The sequence below is a fragment of the Streptomyces sp. T12 genome (assembly GCF_028736035.1).
Taxonomy (GTDB): domain Bacteria; phylum Actinomycetota; class Actinomycetes; order Streptomycetales; family Streptomycetaceae; genus Streptomyces.
On the sequence record NZ_CP117866.1, the window covers coordinates 7,189,564 to 7,202,465 of the forward strand.

Annotated in this window: 12 protein-coding genes; 7 read left to right on the forward strand and 5 right to left on the reverse strand. The window is 70.5% G+C overall.

Going from position 1 to position 12,902, the window contains the following annotated elements; genetic code table 11:
• Positions 1-58: 58 nt before the first annotated feature.
• Genes PBV52_RS32580 through PBV52_RS32590 form a run of 3 tightly spaced genes read right to left on the reverse strand, consistent with a single transcriptional unit; the run spans position 59 to position 2,765 of the window.
• Positions 59-820, reverse strand: coding sequence for an amino acid ABC transporter ATP-binding protein (locus PBV52_RS32580; protein ID WP_274243285.1), 762 nt, complete (start codon positions 818-820; stop codon positions 59-61).
• Positions 817-1,782: an amino acid ABC transporter permease gene (locus PBV52_RS32585; protein ID WP_274243286.1), complete on the reverse strand. Its 966-nt coding sequence runs from the start codon at positions 1,780-1,782 to the stop codon at positions 817-819. The genes PBV52_RS32580 and PBV52_RS32585 overlap by 4 nt, the downstream gene beginning before the upstream one ends.
• A 32-nt stretch (positions 1,783-1,814) precedes the next feature.
• Positions 1,815-2,765: an ABC transporter substrate-binding protein gene (locus tag PBV52_RS32590; protein ID WP_274243287.1), complete on the reverse strand. Its 951-nt coding sequence runs from the start codon at positions 2,763-2,765 to the stop codon at positions 1,815-1,817.
• A gap of 653 nt (positions 2,766-3,418) precedes the next feature.
• Here PBV52_RS32590 and PBV52_RS32595 point away from each other — a divergent pair.
• The 4 genes from PBV52_RS32595 to PBV52_RS32610 all read left to right on the forward strand — a co-directional run bounded on the left by PBV52_RS32595 (position 3,419) and on the right by PBV52_RS32610 (position 7,177).
• A complete protein-coding gene (locus tag PBV52_RS32595; RefSeq protein ID WP_274243288.1) occupies positions 3,419-4,642 on the forward strand; it encodes an NADP-dependent malic enzyme in 1,224 nt (407 codons plus the stop codon).
• Positions 4,643-5,331: 689 nt separating this feature from the next.
• Positions 5,332-6,294, forward strand: coding sequence for a zinc-binding dehydrogenase (locus PBV52_RS32600; protein WP_274243289.1), 963 nt, complete (start codon positions 5,332-5,334; stop codon positions 6,292-6,294).
• Between the two features lie 110 nt (positions 6,295-6,404).
• Positions 6,405-6,614, forward strand: a complete 210-nt coding sequence (locus PBV52_RS32605) for a helix-turn-helix domain-containing protein (RefSeq protein ID WP_003997975.1) — start codon at positions 6,405-6,407, stop codon at positions 6,612-6,614.
• A complete protein-coding gene (locus tag PBV52_RS32610) occupies positions 6,614-7,177 on the forward strand; it encodes a Clp protease N-terminal domain-containing protein (protein WP_274243291.1) in 564 nt (187 codons plus the stop codon). Before PBV52_RS32605 ends, PBV52_RS32610 begins: the two co-directional genes overlap by 1 nt.
• Before the next feature lie 58 nt (positions 7,178-7,235).
• Here the strand turns inward: PBV52_RS32610 and PBV52_RS32615 are convergent, their stop codons facing one another.
• Together PBV52_RS32615 and PBV52_RS32620 are read right to left on the reverse strand one after the other, a co-directional pair.
• A complete protein-coding gene (locus PBV52_RS32615) occupies positions 7,236-8,285 on the reverse strand; it encodes a PadR family transcriptional regulator (RefSeq protein ID WP_274243292.1) in 1,050 nt (349 codons plus the stop codon).
• A gap of 1 nt (position 8,286) precedes the next feature.
• On the reverse strand, positions 8,287-9,279 hold the full coding sequence (locus PBV52_RS32620) for a DUF4097 family beta strand repeat-containing protein (RefSeq protein WP_274243293.1): 993 nt from the start codon (positions 9,277-9,279) through the stop codon (positions 8,287-8,289).
• 170 nt (positions 9,280-9,449) lie between these two features.
• Between PBV52_RS32620 and PBV52_RS32625 the strand changes: the two genes are divergently transcribed.
• The 3 genes from PBV52_RS32625 (at position 9,450) to PBV52_RS32635 (ending at position 12,796) form a co-directional block, all read left to right on the forward strand.
• The gene (locus PBV52_RS32625; RefSeq protein WP_274243294.1) at positions 9,450-10,295 is read left to right on the forward strand and encodes a hypothetical protein; all 846 of its coding nucleotides are present in this window, start codon (positions 9,450-9,452) and stop codon (positions 10,293-10,295) included.
• 190 nt (positions 10,296-10,485) lie between these two features.
• On the forward strand, positions 10,486-10,845 hold the full coding sequence (locus PBV52_RS32630) for a CU044_2847 family protein (protein WP_274243296.1): 360 nt from the start codon (positions 10,486-10,488) through the stop codon (positions 10,843-10,845).
• Positions 10,838-12,796: a trypsin-like peptidase domain-containing protein gene (locus tag PBV52_RS32635; RefSeq protein ID WP_274243297.1), complete on the forward strand. Its 1,959-nt coding sequence runs from the start codon at positions 10,838-10,840 to the stop codon at positions 12,794-12,796. Before PBV52_RS32630 ends, PBV52_RS32635 begins: the two co-directional genes overlap by 8 nt.
• Positions 12,797-12,902 lie beyond the last annotated feature (106 nt).

The window sequence follows — 12,902 nt, forward strand, 5'->3', positions numbered from 1 at the left end:
CGGTACATGGCGAAGGGGCGGTACGAGGATCTCGTACCGCCCCTTCGGCGTCGTACCGTCAGAGCACCTTGGACAGGAACGCCTGCGTCCGCTCGTGCTGCGGGTTCGTCAGGACCTCGCGGGGATCGCCGGACTCGACGACCACGCCGCCGTCCATGAAGACCAGGCTGTCGCCCACCTCGCGGGCGAAGCCCATCTCGTGGGTGACGACGACCATCGTCATGCCGGACTCGGCGAGGTCGCGCATGACGTCGAGGACGTCGCCGACCAGCTCCGGGTCGAGGGCCGAGGTCGGCTCGTCGAAGAGCATCAGCTTCGGGTCCATCGCCAGCGCGCGGGCGATCGCCACGCGCTGCTGCTGGCCGCCGGAGAGCTGGGAGGGGTAGTTGCCGGCCTTGTCGGCGAGGCCGACGCGGTCGAGCAGCTCCCGCGCGCGCTCCCTGGCCTGGGCCTTGCTCACGCCCTTCACCTGCATCGGCGCCTCCATGACGTTCTCTACGGCCGTCATGTGCGGGAACAGGTTGAACCGCTGGAACACCATGCCGATGTCCCGGCGCTGCAGCGCGACCTCGCTGTCCTTGAGCTCGTACAGCTTGTCGCCCTTCTGGCGGTAGCCGACCAGCTCACCGTCGACGTACAGCCGACCGGCGTTGATCTTCTCCAGGTGGTTGATGCACCGCAGGAAGGTCGACTTGCCGGAGCCGGAGGGGCCGATGAGGCAGAACACCTCGCCGGTCTGCACCTCCAGGTCGATGCCCTTGAGGACCTGTACCGCGCCGAAGGACTTGTGGACGCCCTCGGACTTCACCATGGCGGTCATGCCGAAGCACCCCTTTCGCGGCCCAGGCCGAGCATGTTCGCCTTGATCTTCTGCCACGGCGTCGTCGGCAGGCTCCGGGTCGAGCCACGGGCGTAGTGCCGCTCCAGGTAGTACTGGAAGACGCTGAACACACTGGTCATGACCAGGTACCAGATGCACGCCACGAAGAGCATCTCCATCACGGCGTACGACGTGGAGCCGATCGTCGAGGTGGCGCGCAGCAGTTCGTTGTACGTCACCGCGTACACCAGCGACGAGGTCTTCAGCATGTTGATGAACTCGTTGCCGGTCGGCGGCACGATCACCCGCATGGCCTGCGGGATCACGATGCGGCGCAGCGTCTTCGCGTGGCTCATGCCGAGCGCGTGCGAGGCCTCGGTCTGGCCCTCGTCGACGGCCAGCAGACCGGCGCGGCAGATCTCCGCCATGTACGCCGCCTCGTTCAGGCCCAGGCCCAGCAGGGCGGCCATGAACGGGGTCATGACGTCGACCATCTCGTCCTTGTAGATCGGACCGAGATTCAGCACGGGGAAGATCAGCGCCAGGTTGAACCACAGCAGCAGCTGGACATAGACCGGCGTACCGCGGAAGAACCAGATGTAGACCCAGGCGACCCAGCTGGTCACCGGGTTCTTGGACAGGCGCATCACGGCCAGGATCACGCCCAGGACCACGCCCATGACCATCGCGAGAACGCTGATCAGCAGAGTGCGGCCGGCGCCCGCGAGGACCGTGGGGTCGAAGACGTACTTGCCGACCGCGCTCCACTGGATCTTCTCGGCGGTGGCGAAGGCGTTGACCAGCAGGGCCACCAGGGCCAGCACGATGACACCGCTGACCCAGCGGCCGTAGTGCCGGACCGGAATGGCCTTGATCGCCTCGGGCAGGAGGTCCCCGCCCTCCTTGGAGACGGCAGCCGACGGGTTCGCGTCGGCCGGCTCCTTGTCGAACTTGTCAGTCACGGTGACTGCCCTTCAGTACTTGCCCGGGACGGTCACTTGCCGCCGTTGATCGCGGCCTTGTCGATCGCGCCGGACTCGGCGCCCCACTTCTCGAGGATCTTCTTGTACGTGCCGTCCTCGATGATCGCGTTGACGGCCTCTTCGAGAGCCGCGGACAGCTCCTTGTTGTCCTTGTTCACCGCGATGCCGAACGGACCGGCGTCGACCTGCTCGCCGACGACCTCGAAGGCGTTGCCGCCGTCGGCCTTGCGGGCCATGTCGACGGCCACCGGGTAGTCGTTGACGCCGGCGACCGCGCCGCCCGACTTCACACGGGTCTGGGCCTCGGTGTCGTTCTCGAACGACTCGATGTTGATCTTCTTCTTGCCGTCGTCCGTGCAGGCCTTGGACTGGGTCTGCAGGGCCTTCTCGTACGTCGTACCGCGCTGCACGGCGGCCGTCTGTCCGCAGAGGTCCTCGATCGAGTTGATCTTCTTCGGGTTGCCCTTCTGGACGTACACGGCGGTGCCGGCGAGGAAGTAGTCGACGAAGTCGACACCCGGGCCGAGCTTGTCGCCCTTGTCGTCCAGGCCCTCCTGGCGCTGCTTGTTGTCCGTGATGGAGGACATGGCGACGTCGTAGCGGCCGGAGTTCAGGGCGGTGATCAGGCCGTCGAAGGAGCCGGAGGTGAACTGGAATTCCACGCCCAGCTTCTTGCCCAGCGCGGCGGCGATGTCGGGGTCGACACCGACGATCTTGCCGCCCTCCTGGTACTCCATCGGGGCGTACTCGGCGTTCGTGCCGGCCTTGATGACGCCCGCGTCCTGGATCTTCTTGGGCAGCTTGTCGAACAGCGGGGCGGAGTTGGTCTGCGTGCCGCCGTTGTCCTTCTCCGTCTGGTCACCGCAGCCAGTGAGAATCAGGGCGCCTGCGACCGCGATCGCACCTACCGCGGCTGCCCTGGAGCGCGCGGCGGACGTACGGCGGGTGGAGCTTGCGGTCATGGTGGGTTCCTCCGGCGGATGGGTGGAGTTGCCGATGGGGCGACAACTGCCGATGGGCTCGGCAGCGCGTGGTCGACGAGAACACACGTCTTCGAGTGTCGCGACCTCGTGTGATTACGGCATCTTGCCATTCGGACTGAGCCATTCAGGACGCTCGCCATGTCAAAATCGGATAACGGGTGACCCCCGAACCGCCTCAGGTCGGTACATCACGACCGCACCTTCTGCGGGAATCTGTGCTTCCGGCCGGAAGATCTTCGGTGCAAGTCGGGATGCGGACCGGTTGAGTGCGAAGTCTGCGGTTGTCAGTGACTTTATGCGGCTTCTGGTGCCGATTGTCCGCTTATTGGGCCATGGATCACAGCGGCTATGACGCCGGGCCGTGTCCGATTCGTGTCGTCGGGGTGGGTGTTTCCATTCCTGTCATGTGATCTTGCAGATATTGGACTCGTCGTCGGTAGCGTCCGTCCGGTAAGAAGGTTCTTTACACCCCTCATCCGGGGCTCAGGGCGCGTGTGCGGCGCGCCCGTCGCGTATGTGTCCGTACGTCGTACGTCGTACGTATCAACGAGCAGGGCCATGCGCGGTCCCGCCCACTTCTCACCAGGAGTGGTCCCACCCTCAAACCATGAACACTTAAGGGGTCAGACAAAGTGGCAGCGGAGATCGTGAATCCTCGCAGCGAGAGCAATACCGATCAGGACGGCGGGGTCGAACCCCTCGATTCCTTCGATCCGGCGTTCGCGCTGCACCGTGGCGGCAAGATGGCCGTGCAGGCCACCGTGCCGGTCCGCGACAAGGACGACCTGTCCCTGGCTTACACGCCCGGCGTCGCGAAGGTGTGCAGCGCGATCGCCGAGCAGCCGGAACTCGTGCACGACTACACGTGGAAGTCGTCCGTCGTCGCCGTCGTGACCGACGGGACGGCCGTTCTCGGGCTCGGGGACATCGGGCCCGAGGCCTCCCTTCCGGTGATGGAGGGGAAGGCGATTCTGTTCAAGCAGTTCGGTGGCGTGGACGCGGTGCCGATCGCGCTCGACTGCACGGGTGTCGACGAGATCGTCGAAACCGTGGTCCGGCTCGCGCCGTCCTTCGGTGGTGTGAACCTGGAGGACATCTCGGCGCCTCGGTGCTTCGAGATCGAGCGCAAGCTGCAGGAGCGGCTGGACATCCCGGTCTTCCATGACGACCAGCACGGTACGGCCGTCGTGACGCTGGCCGCGCTGCGGAACGCCGCGCGGCTGACCGGGAAGGGGCTCGGGGATCTGCGGGCCGTCATCTCGGGGGCGGGGGCGGCTGGTGTCGCCATCGCGAAGATGCTGGTCGAGGCCGGGATCGGGGACGTCGCGGTGGCCGACCGCAAGGGCATCGTGTCGGCCGACCGGGATGACCTGACGTCGGTCAAGCGGGAGCTGGCCGGGTTCACGAACAAGGCGGGCATCACCGGGTCGCTGGAGGCGGCTCTGGAGGGCGCCGACGTCTTCATCGGCGTCTCCGGCGGTACGGTGCCGGAGGAAGCGGTCGCTTCCATGGCCGAGGGCGCGTTCGTGTTCGCCATGGCCAACCCGAACCCCGAGGTGCACCCCGACGTCGCGCACAAGTACGCGGCGGTCGTCGCCACCGGGCGGTCGGACTTCCCGAACCAGATCAACAACGTGCTGGCGTTTCCGGGGATCTTCGCGGGCGCGCTTCAGGTGCGGGCGTCCCGGATCACCGAGGGCATGAAGATCGCGGCGGCCGAGGCGCTGGCCGCTGTGGTGGGCGATGACCTCGCCGCGGACTACGTCATTCCGTCGCCGTTCGACGAGCGGGTGGCGCCGGCGGTTACTGCTGCTGTGGCTGCTGCGGCTCGGGCGGAGGGGGTTGCGCGGCGGTGACGCTGCGCTGCTCGTGACGTGAGGGGAGTGGCCCCGCCCGGGTTGGGCGGGGCCGTTTCTTTGGGTGTGCGGGGGCCTCCGGCGGTGGGGCGGGGGGGGGGGCCTGCGGGTGCCTTCGGCGGTGGGGGCGGGGTGCCTGCGGCGGCCTGTGCGGGTGCCTTCGGCGGTGGGCGGGGTGCCTGCGGCGGCCTGTGCGGGTGCCTTCGGCGGTGGGCGGGGATGCCTGCGGCGGCCTGTGCGGGTGGGGTGGGGGTGCGCGTAGCGCCTTGGGTTGTGTTGTGGGTCGGGGCCGTGCCGGGGGGTGTCCGTCCTCGGTCGGGCGGTTGCCGTTGGGCTAGAGGTGCTGTTTCTTGACGCCCGCCGCTGCGGGCGGACACCCCCCGGCACGTCCCCTTCCCGCCGTACGCGGCTGCGGGTACGTCCGCCCCAGCCGCGGGCAGTCGTGCCGCTGGGGCGGCACGGGTGGGCGCGGGCGGCGCCCCGTCAGCGCCGGGCCGCGCGACTCCCTCCGCCCAGCCGCGGCGCCGGGTGACCGGCAAGCAGGCGGTGTCTGTGGCTTGGTCCGGCCGACGCAGTGGCCCCGTGCGGCCCCCGCCGGCCGGCCACGATGGCGGGCGCATTGACAAGAGGGCGTGTGTCACAGGGGTCTGTGGTTCCGTCGGTCGTTGGCGGAGCCTATCGTCAAAGTCATGTTCGCTGTCTATGCCGCCCGAACCGACCGCGACGAGCCGCTCTCCGGACTGGAGTTGGGGGAGCGTCCGGCCCCCGAGGCCCGTCCCGGCTGGAGCACCGTCGACGTCAAGGCCGCCTCCCTCAACCATCACGACCTCTGGTCACTGCGGGGCGTCGGCCTCGCGGAGGACAAGTTGCCGATGATCCTCGGCTGTGACGCTGCCGGGGTCGATGAGGACGGCAACGAGGTCGTCCTGCACTCCGTGATCGGACAGAGCGGGCACGGGGTGGGGCCCAAGGAGCCTCGTTCCATCCTCACCGAGCGGTATCAGGGCACGTTCGCGGAGCAGGTCGCCGTGCCGACCTGGAACATCCTGCCCAAGCCCAAGGAGCTCTCCTTCGAAGAGGCGGCCTGTCTGCCGACCGCCTGGCTGACCGCGTATCGGATGCTGTTCACCAACGCGGGGGTGCGGCCCGGGGACTCCGTGCTCGTGCAGGGGGCCGGGGGCGGGGTCGCCACCGCTGCCATCGTGCTCGGGAAGGCCGCGGGGCTGCGTGTCTTCGCCACCAGTCGGGACGAGGCCAAGCGCAAGCGTGCCCTGGAGCTGGGGGCCGTGGAGGCCGTGGAGTCGGGGGCTCGGCTGCCGCAGCGGGTCGATGCCGTGATCGAGACGGTGGGGGCCGCCACCTGGTCGCACTCCGTGAAGTCGCTGAAGCCGGGCGGCACGCTGGTCATTTCCGGTGCCACCAGTGGTGACCGGCCCTCGCACGCCGAGCTCACGCGGATCTTCTTCCTGGAGCTGAAGATCGTCGGGTCCACGATGGGGACCAAGGACGAGCTCGAGGATCTCCTGGCCTTCTGTGCTGCCACAGGTGTGCGGCCCGTGATCGATGAGGTGCTTCCCATGGACCGGGCTCGTGAGGGCTTTGAGCGGATGCAGTCGGGGGAGCAGTTCGGGAAGATCGTGCTCACCAACTGACAGGTCCGAGCGCGGCGACTTTGCGGCGGGTTCGAGGTTTCCACCTCGGGCCCGCCGTTCGTTTGTCAATTTGGGTTGACGGGTGTGGTGTGTCAACGTAAGTTGACGCCATGACGGAAGCGACAGATCTCGCCGAGCGTGCCGGTGACCGTGATCCGCGGGTCGGCCTGCGGGCCGTCGCCGCCCTGCGCCGGTTGCTGGAGCAGTTGGAAGCCGTACAGGTGCGCAGTGCGCGCAATCAGGGGTGGTCGTGGCAGGAGATCGCCGCGGAACTCGGGGTCAGCAGGCAGGCCGTGCACAAGAAGTACGGGAGGCGTTGATGTTCGAGCGGTTCACGAAGGATGCCCGTGCCGTGGTGACGGGTGCGGTCGAGCAGGCCGAGAGGGGCGGGGCGCAGACCGTCGATGCCGCGCACTTGCTGCTCGCCCTGCTCGACCGGGAGGGGAGCCGGGCCTCGTTTGCACTCGCCGCACTCGGGGGCGGGCAGTGGCTGGACTCCGTGCGGCGGGCCTTGGGGGAGGCTCGGCGGCGGGGCGGGCTGTCGCAGGCCGAGGCCGATGCGCTGGCCGGGTTGGGGATCGATGTGGGGGAGATCGTCGCCCGGGTGGAGGAAGTGCACGGGGTGGGGGCGATGGCCGGGGACCGGAAGGACAAGGGGTGGTGGTCGGGGCGCCGTTCGTTCAGCCGGGAGGCCAAGGACGTGCTGGAGCGGTCGTTGCGTATTGCCGTCGCCCGTCGGGATCGGCACATCGGTGATGAGCACATCCTGTTGGCGCTGACCAGCCGTCCTGGCGTGCCCGGCGAGGTTCTCGCCGATCACGGGGTGACCTACGAGTCCGTGGACCGGGTGCTGTACGGCGGGGGAGAGGCCGAGGCCGGCTGAGGATGGGCGGGCCCTGGGCGGTGCGGCTGAGGTGGTGGCCGTACCGCCCAGGGGGGCCTCAGGGCTTCGGTGTGCGCAGTAGCGCTCCGATGTGTGCCGCCGCTGTCGACAGGTGGCGGCGGGTGTCGCGGAGTTGGTCCGGTGTCACGCCGTGGTCCCTTGCCGCGTCGCGGATGTCGTCGCGGAAGCGGTCGAGCAGGCGGTCCAGGTCGCGGGCGGGGTCGCCGGTGGGGGGCTCGTGGGCCCAGGTGGGTTCGTAGTCGGCGGGGAAGTCCTGAGGGGTGTCGGAGTAGTCGGGGTGCTGCTGCGCTGACTTGGGAGTGTCCGGGCGGCCGAAGCCGAAGTCCCGGCCGAGCCCCTTCCCGTAGTCCTTGCCGAAGTCGCCGAACTCCTTGGCCAGTTCCGTCAGGCCCTCGCGCACGCCCGTCGGCCAGTCACCGCGTGCGAAGTGGTCCTGTACGTGTTCCTGGACCCGGCGGGCGATGCGCTGGACCTCCTCCTGGGCCTGGGCCCGGGCGTGGTCCTGTGCCTCCTTGGCCTGGCGTCGGGCGCGCTGTGCCTCGTCGCGGGCGCGGCGGCTCTCGTCCTTGGCCCGTCGGGCCTGTTCCTTCCACTCCTGCTTGGCGCGGCGCATCTCCTCCTTGGCGGCGCGCCACGCCTCCTTGTCGGTGTAGTCCGAGAGGTCACCGAAGGGTGTGTCCGCCTTGGCGCCGTTCCCCTGGCGTGCCTCGGACGCCGCCGCCCGCATCTCGCGCCGCAGGTCGCCCGCCGCGCCGCGTACGTCGGCCCGGATCTCGGCGGCGAGTTCGGCGACCGACTCCCTGATCTCCAGCTCCAGGTCGGCCAACTCGCCGCTGCGGTCGGCGAGTTCGGCGCGGCCGGCGTCCGTGATGGCGTACACCTTGCGGCCGCCCTCGGTGGTGTGGGTGACCAGGCCCTCGGCTTCCAGCTTGGCCAGGCGGGGGTAGACGGTGCCGGCCGACGGTGCGTACAGCCCCTGGAAGCGCTCTTCGAGGAGGCGGATCACCTCGTAGCCGTGGCGCGGGGCTTCGTCCAGCAGCTTCAGCAGGTAGAGGCGGAGGCGGCCGTGGGCGAAGACGGGAGGCATGTCAGAGCACCTTCTTGTCGGTCGTGCCGTCGGCCGGGGCGGCGGTGGGGTCATCGCCCTGGCCGGTGACGGAATTGTCCCCCGAGTCGTCCTGTGCGCTGTTCACCGGGTCGGCCGTCGGGCCCGTGGGTGGGGTGTCCGTGGCGGGCTCGGGCTCCTCCCATGCCTCCGCCTCCCACGGCTCGTCCTCCTTGGGCGGGCGGCGCAGCAGGGCGATCGAGCCGGAGACCGTCGTCGCCCGGAGCTTGCCGGTGCCGGCGCCGAGGCGGCCGGTGATCTTGTGGGCGCCCCACTGGCCGTGGACCCGCAGGCCCTCGAAGGCGTTGGAGATCGTGCCGCTCGCGGTGTTGGCCTCGACGTCCGCGTCCGCCGGGGCCGGCAGCCGGATGGCGATCTCGCCCGAGACGCTGGTCAGCCGGACGTCGGTAGGGCCCTCCGGGTCGAGGTCGACGATCATGGAGCCGCTGACGGAGTCGGCCTTCACCGAGGAGCCGGAGCCCTCGACGACCGTGAGGTCACCGGAGACGGAGTTGAAGCGGAGGTCGCCGGTGACGGCCTGGGCCTCCAGGTTCCCGGAGACCGTGTCGGCGCGGACCGGGCCGGACAGGGCGACGAGCGTCGTGTCGCCGGTGACGCCCTTGACGACCGACGGGCCGTGGATCCCGGAGACGACCGCCCCGGCGCCGACCACGCCCACCTCGACGCGCGTGTCCGCCGGCACCGCCAGGGAGACCACCGCGCTGCGGCGCCAGCCCTTGCGGTCGAGCCACTTGAGGAAGCCCTTCCAGGGCAGGTCCTCGTACGCCACCGTCAGTGTGCCGCCCTGCTGGGTCACCGCCAGGGGTGGGCCCTCGATCTCGGAGACCTGCAGGCGGGCGGAACCTTCGTCCGTCCCCACGACGTTCACCGTGCCGTTGACGATGCGTACGTGGAGCTCGCTCACCGGCTCGTCGAAGGTGAGCTTGCTGGGCTCTGCAACGGACCACTCGGACATGCTGCGGACCTCCTGGGCGACCGGACACGGCCGCACGGCCGGACCTGAACACGACACGCCATATCGCGTCTTCCGTAAAACACGATATATCGTGGGCGTCGTAAGTCAAGGCACTCGTTCTGGTGATCACAAATCACGCGAGACGGACAAACTGGCCTAGCGTGTGTGCCATGCCGACGGAAGAGTCCCGGGCCGCTCGCCAGGCCCGTCCCGCCCCGGGCGCCCTGCTGCTCTGCCGTGCGGAGCCCGAGTCCGTCGCCCCCGCCGCCCAGTTGCTGCGCGAGCACATGCTGCTCGCGTCGGCCGGCGGGGAGTGGAGCGTGCTCGTCCCCGAGGGCAGGCCCTGGCTGGAGGGCGCCGAACCGGTCGACCGCGTCCTCACCGGCTGGGCCACCGCCCTCGCCGTCGGTGCCCCCTGGCCCGTCCTCGCCCTCTGGTGGGACGCCGACCGCGCCGGATACACCCTCGCCTCCGGCTTCCGCCGCCCCGTCGGCTACATCTGGCTCGCCAACGGCACCCCGGCCGGCGAGGACGAGGCCATGCACACCTTCGCCGGCCGGCTCGGCCTCGATCCGGTGCTGGACGTGCAGTCCCTCGACGAGCTGACGGAACTCGACCCCGCGGCCGACGCGCGGGCACGCATGCGTGGCCTGCTCGCCGTCCTCACGCGCGCGGGCGTGTCCCTGCCCGCCGGCCTCGCCCCCGGTGACAGCGCCGACCGCCTCCACGAGGCCGCCCGCGACCACCCGCACGTCCGCATCGAGTGGCCGGGGGGCTGGCGCAACGCCTTCCGCGCGGAGCTCGACGCCGTCGAGGGCAGCCGCCTCGGCCCCTGGCTGCCCTGGGCCGGCGGCCCCCAGTCCCACCGGCTCGCCCTGGCCCAGGTCGTGGCCGGTCTGCCCGTCACGGCCTGGGGCCTGCGGCGCCACAGCACCGGGTGGATCGCCGCGGGCGCGGTGCTGCTGGCACAGGGCGCGCTGGGGCTGGCGTACGCCCTCGCGCACCCGCGCGACTGAGGCCGGCCGACGCAGGGGCGGCTCGGTGCGGCATCCCCCCGAGGGAGCAGGTCCCGAGGCTCATGCGGAGCAGCTGTGAAGACGGCGAATACTCCTGCAACCAACCTGGGTATTAGCCTCGTCGCAGTTCAAGTGGGCGCTGCCCACGTTCGGTTGACCTGACGGCGCAGGCTCTGCGGGGGGGAGCGGAATGAGTCACATCCAGGACATCGAACTGCCGGACGGCACGGTGATCACCGCCAGGATCGGCGCGGCCGACGCCTACGACGACCAGGAGGACGTCGGCTTCACCGAGGCCGCGGTGGCCAAGCTCGACCAGCTCCAGGAGCTGATCAAGGGCGTCGGCGGCACTGTGCTGACGGCCGCCCGAGAGGCCAGGCCGCACGAGGCCGCCATCACCTTCGGCGTGGAGCTGACCGCCAAGGAGGGCGTGGCCGTCGCCGTACTCGCCCGGGGTGAGGTCAAGGCGTCCCTGCAGGTCACCCTCACCTGGCAGTTCGACGGCACCACCGCAGGGGAGGCCGACGAGAGCGCGGCCGCGCATGAGTGAGCGCGACGACCGCCTCTTCGACCTCGTCCGGGCCGCCACCGTCCATCTGCTCCCCGCCGAAGGAAAGGACAGCCCCCTGTGGGGCAGCGGCTTCTTCGTCGCGCCCGGCTGGGTGCTGACCGCCGCCCACGTGCTGCGTCCCCACCTCCTGACGGACCGCCAGACCGCGTTCCGGGTGCGCGGCGAGGGCGTCGACGCCGAGGCGCGACTGGTGCGGTGGCTGATCACCGACCCCCGCTGCCCCAAGGTCCCGCTGGCCGAGGACCTGGCCCTGGTGCGGCTGACGGGCGACCCCGACGAGCACTCCCACGAATGCGTGTGGCTCACCGACCGCGCCGCCCCTCACTCCGGCGCCCTCAAGGCGTGCGGCTACTACCCCGAACCGCGTGAGGCCCGCTTCCGCATCGTGGACGCCGTGATCAACGGGCGCGAGGACCCGTACGGCCTGATCATCAAGCCCGACATCGACTTCCCGAGCGGTATGTCGGGCGGTCCGCTGCTCGACCCAGGGACGGGAGCGGTCGTCGGGCTGATCAAGTCGCGGCGCAAGGAGAAGGACGGCGGCAAGGCGGTGGCGATCGCCGCGCTGCGCCGCTTCGGGGAGACGTACCGCACGGTCATGGCGGCCCACGACCGCTGGCACGGCGCGGAGCCGGTCTCCGAGAGCGGGGACAACTGGATCGACCTCCAGCACGGGCCGTCGACCGACCAGAGCCCGGCATGGACGCCCCGCGACCGCCGCAAGGCGCTGGCTCTGCTGGCCGCGCTGCCGCCCCCGCCCGACGAGCCCACCGTGCGTCTCATCGCCAAGGAGGCGCGCAGCGGCAACCAGTGGGCCGGCGCCACGCCCGAGCTGCGGACCTGGCGCGACGGCCACGGCCTGCTCTACGAAGGCACCGCCCCGCTCGACCCGCTCATCTTCCTGCGCTACATGAGGCTCGTCGGCGCCCACGCCTGCGCGCGCGACGCCGACAGCCCCGCCCTCACCGGCTGGATCGACGAACGGCTGCGCGGCGACACCCGCCGGTACCTGCACGCTCTGGCCCGCGACGTCACCCTCCCCGACGGACTCCAGCCGTCCCCCGAGGACGACGGTCCGGAGCGCATCGTGATCCCCTACCCCGGCCCCGGTGAGGGCCCCGTGGTGGCCCTGCTGCTCGACCCGGTGATCGGCTCGCAGCCCGTCCGGTTCTTCTGGCAGGTCTGGTACGACGACGGCGACGGCCTGCCCGAGGTGCACGAGACGGACGGCTCGGTGCACGGATGCCGGCCCGACGAGCTCGTCCAGGCACTGCGCGTCCCGCTGGGCGGACTGCTGGCGTCCAAGGACCGTCAGGGGCACCCCGTACCGCTCGAAGTCGCCCTGCCCGCCGAGCACTTCGACACCGCCGTGCACCGCTGGCGGTTCGAGGACATCGCCGCGCTGAACGACCCCGGACACCTGGGCGCGCGCCGCCGCCTGGTGCTGCGCGCCCTTGAGCGCCGGGGAGATCCGGACAATCTCTGGGTCGACCGCTGGCAGCGCATGACGGCCGGGCGGCGCTTCCAGGGCTGGCGCATGCCTCCGCCGGGCGCCGTGGACACCGTCGGCTACCGCGGCGCGGAGTGCGACCGCATCCCCGTCATGTGCCGGCCGGCCGGACAGGGCACCGGCCGGGTCGCCATGAACCGCGCCCTGGAGAGCGGCCACGGTGTCGCTCTCTGGCACATCGGCTCCCACCCCGAGCGGGCCTGTCTGCCGGAGTGCGAAAGCCTCCACGCGCGGATCGAGAAGTTCCTCGGGGCGCTCGGCTCGCTGTCCGAACTCCCCGACCGGCTGCGGCACGTGCGGCAGGACATCAGCGAACAGCGGGCCGACAGCGCCTGGGCCGAACCCCTCGCGCTGCTCTACGACGACCCGCGCCGCCCCCTGCCGGACGAGGAGACCGATCCGGTGGACGCGCCGCTGTGAGCACGGGGCCGTACCCGCCCGACCGCTGGCCGAAATCACCCGTGTACCAGGGCTGTTCTGGGTACATTTCCAGGGGCCCGTTGCGGGCGCACGATGCCCCCGTCGG

Coding starts and splice junctions, on each gene's coding strand:
- PBV52_RS32580 (WP_274243285.1), bottom strand. CDS start 820: ATGACCGCCATGGTGAAGTCCGAGGGCGTCCACAAGTCCTTCGGCGCG.
- PBV52_RS32590 (WP_274243287.1), bottom strand. CDS start 2,765: ATGACCGCAAGCTCCACCCGCCGTACGTCCGCCGCGCGCTCCAGGGCA.
- PBV52_RS32600 (WP_274243289.1), top strand. CDS start 5,332: ATGTTCGCTGTCTATGCCGCCCGAACCGACCGCGACGAGCCGCTCTCC.
- PBV52_RS32605 (WP_003997975.1), top strand. CDS start 6,405: ATGACGGAAGCGACAGATCTCGCCGAGCGTGCCGGTGACCGTGATCCG.
- PBV52_RS32610 (WP_274243291.1), top strand. CDS start 6,614: ATGTTCGAGCGGTTCACGAAGGATGCCCGTGCCGTGGTGACGGGTGCG.
- PBV52_RS32615 (WP_274243292.1), bottom strand. CDS start 8,285: ATGCCTCCCGTCTTCGCCCACGGCCGCCTCCGCCTCTACCTGCTGAAG.
- PBV52_RS32620 (WP_274243293.1), bottom strand. CDS start 9,279: ATGTCCGAGTGGTCCGTTGCAGAGCCCAGCAAGCTCACCTTCGACGAG.
- PBV52_RS32625 (WP_274243294.1), top strand. CDS start 9,450: ATGCCGACGGAAGAGTCCCGGGCCGCTCGCCAGGCCCGTCCCGCCCCG.
- PBV52_RS32630 (WP_274243296.1), top strand. CDS start 10,486: ATGAGTCACATCCAGGACATCGAACTGCCGGACGGCACGGTGATCACC.
- PBV52_RS32635 (WP_274243297.1), top strand. CDS start 10,838: ATGAGTGAGCGCGACGACCGCCTCTTCGACCTCGTCCGGGCCGCCACC.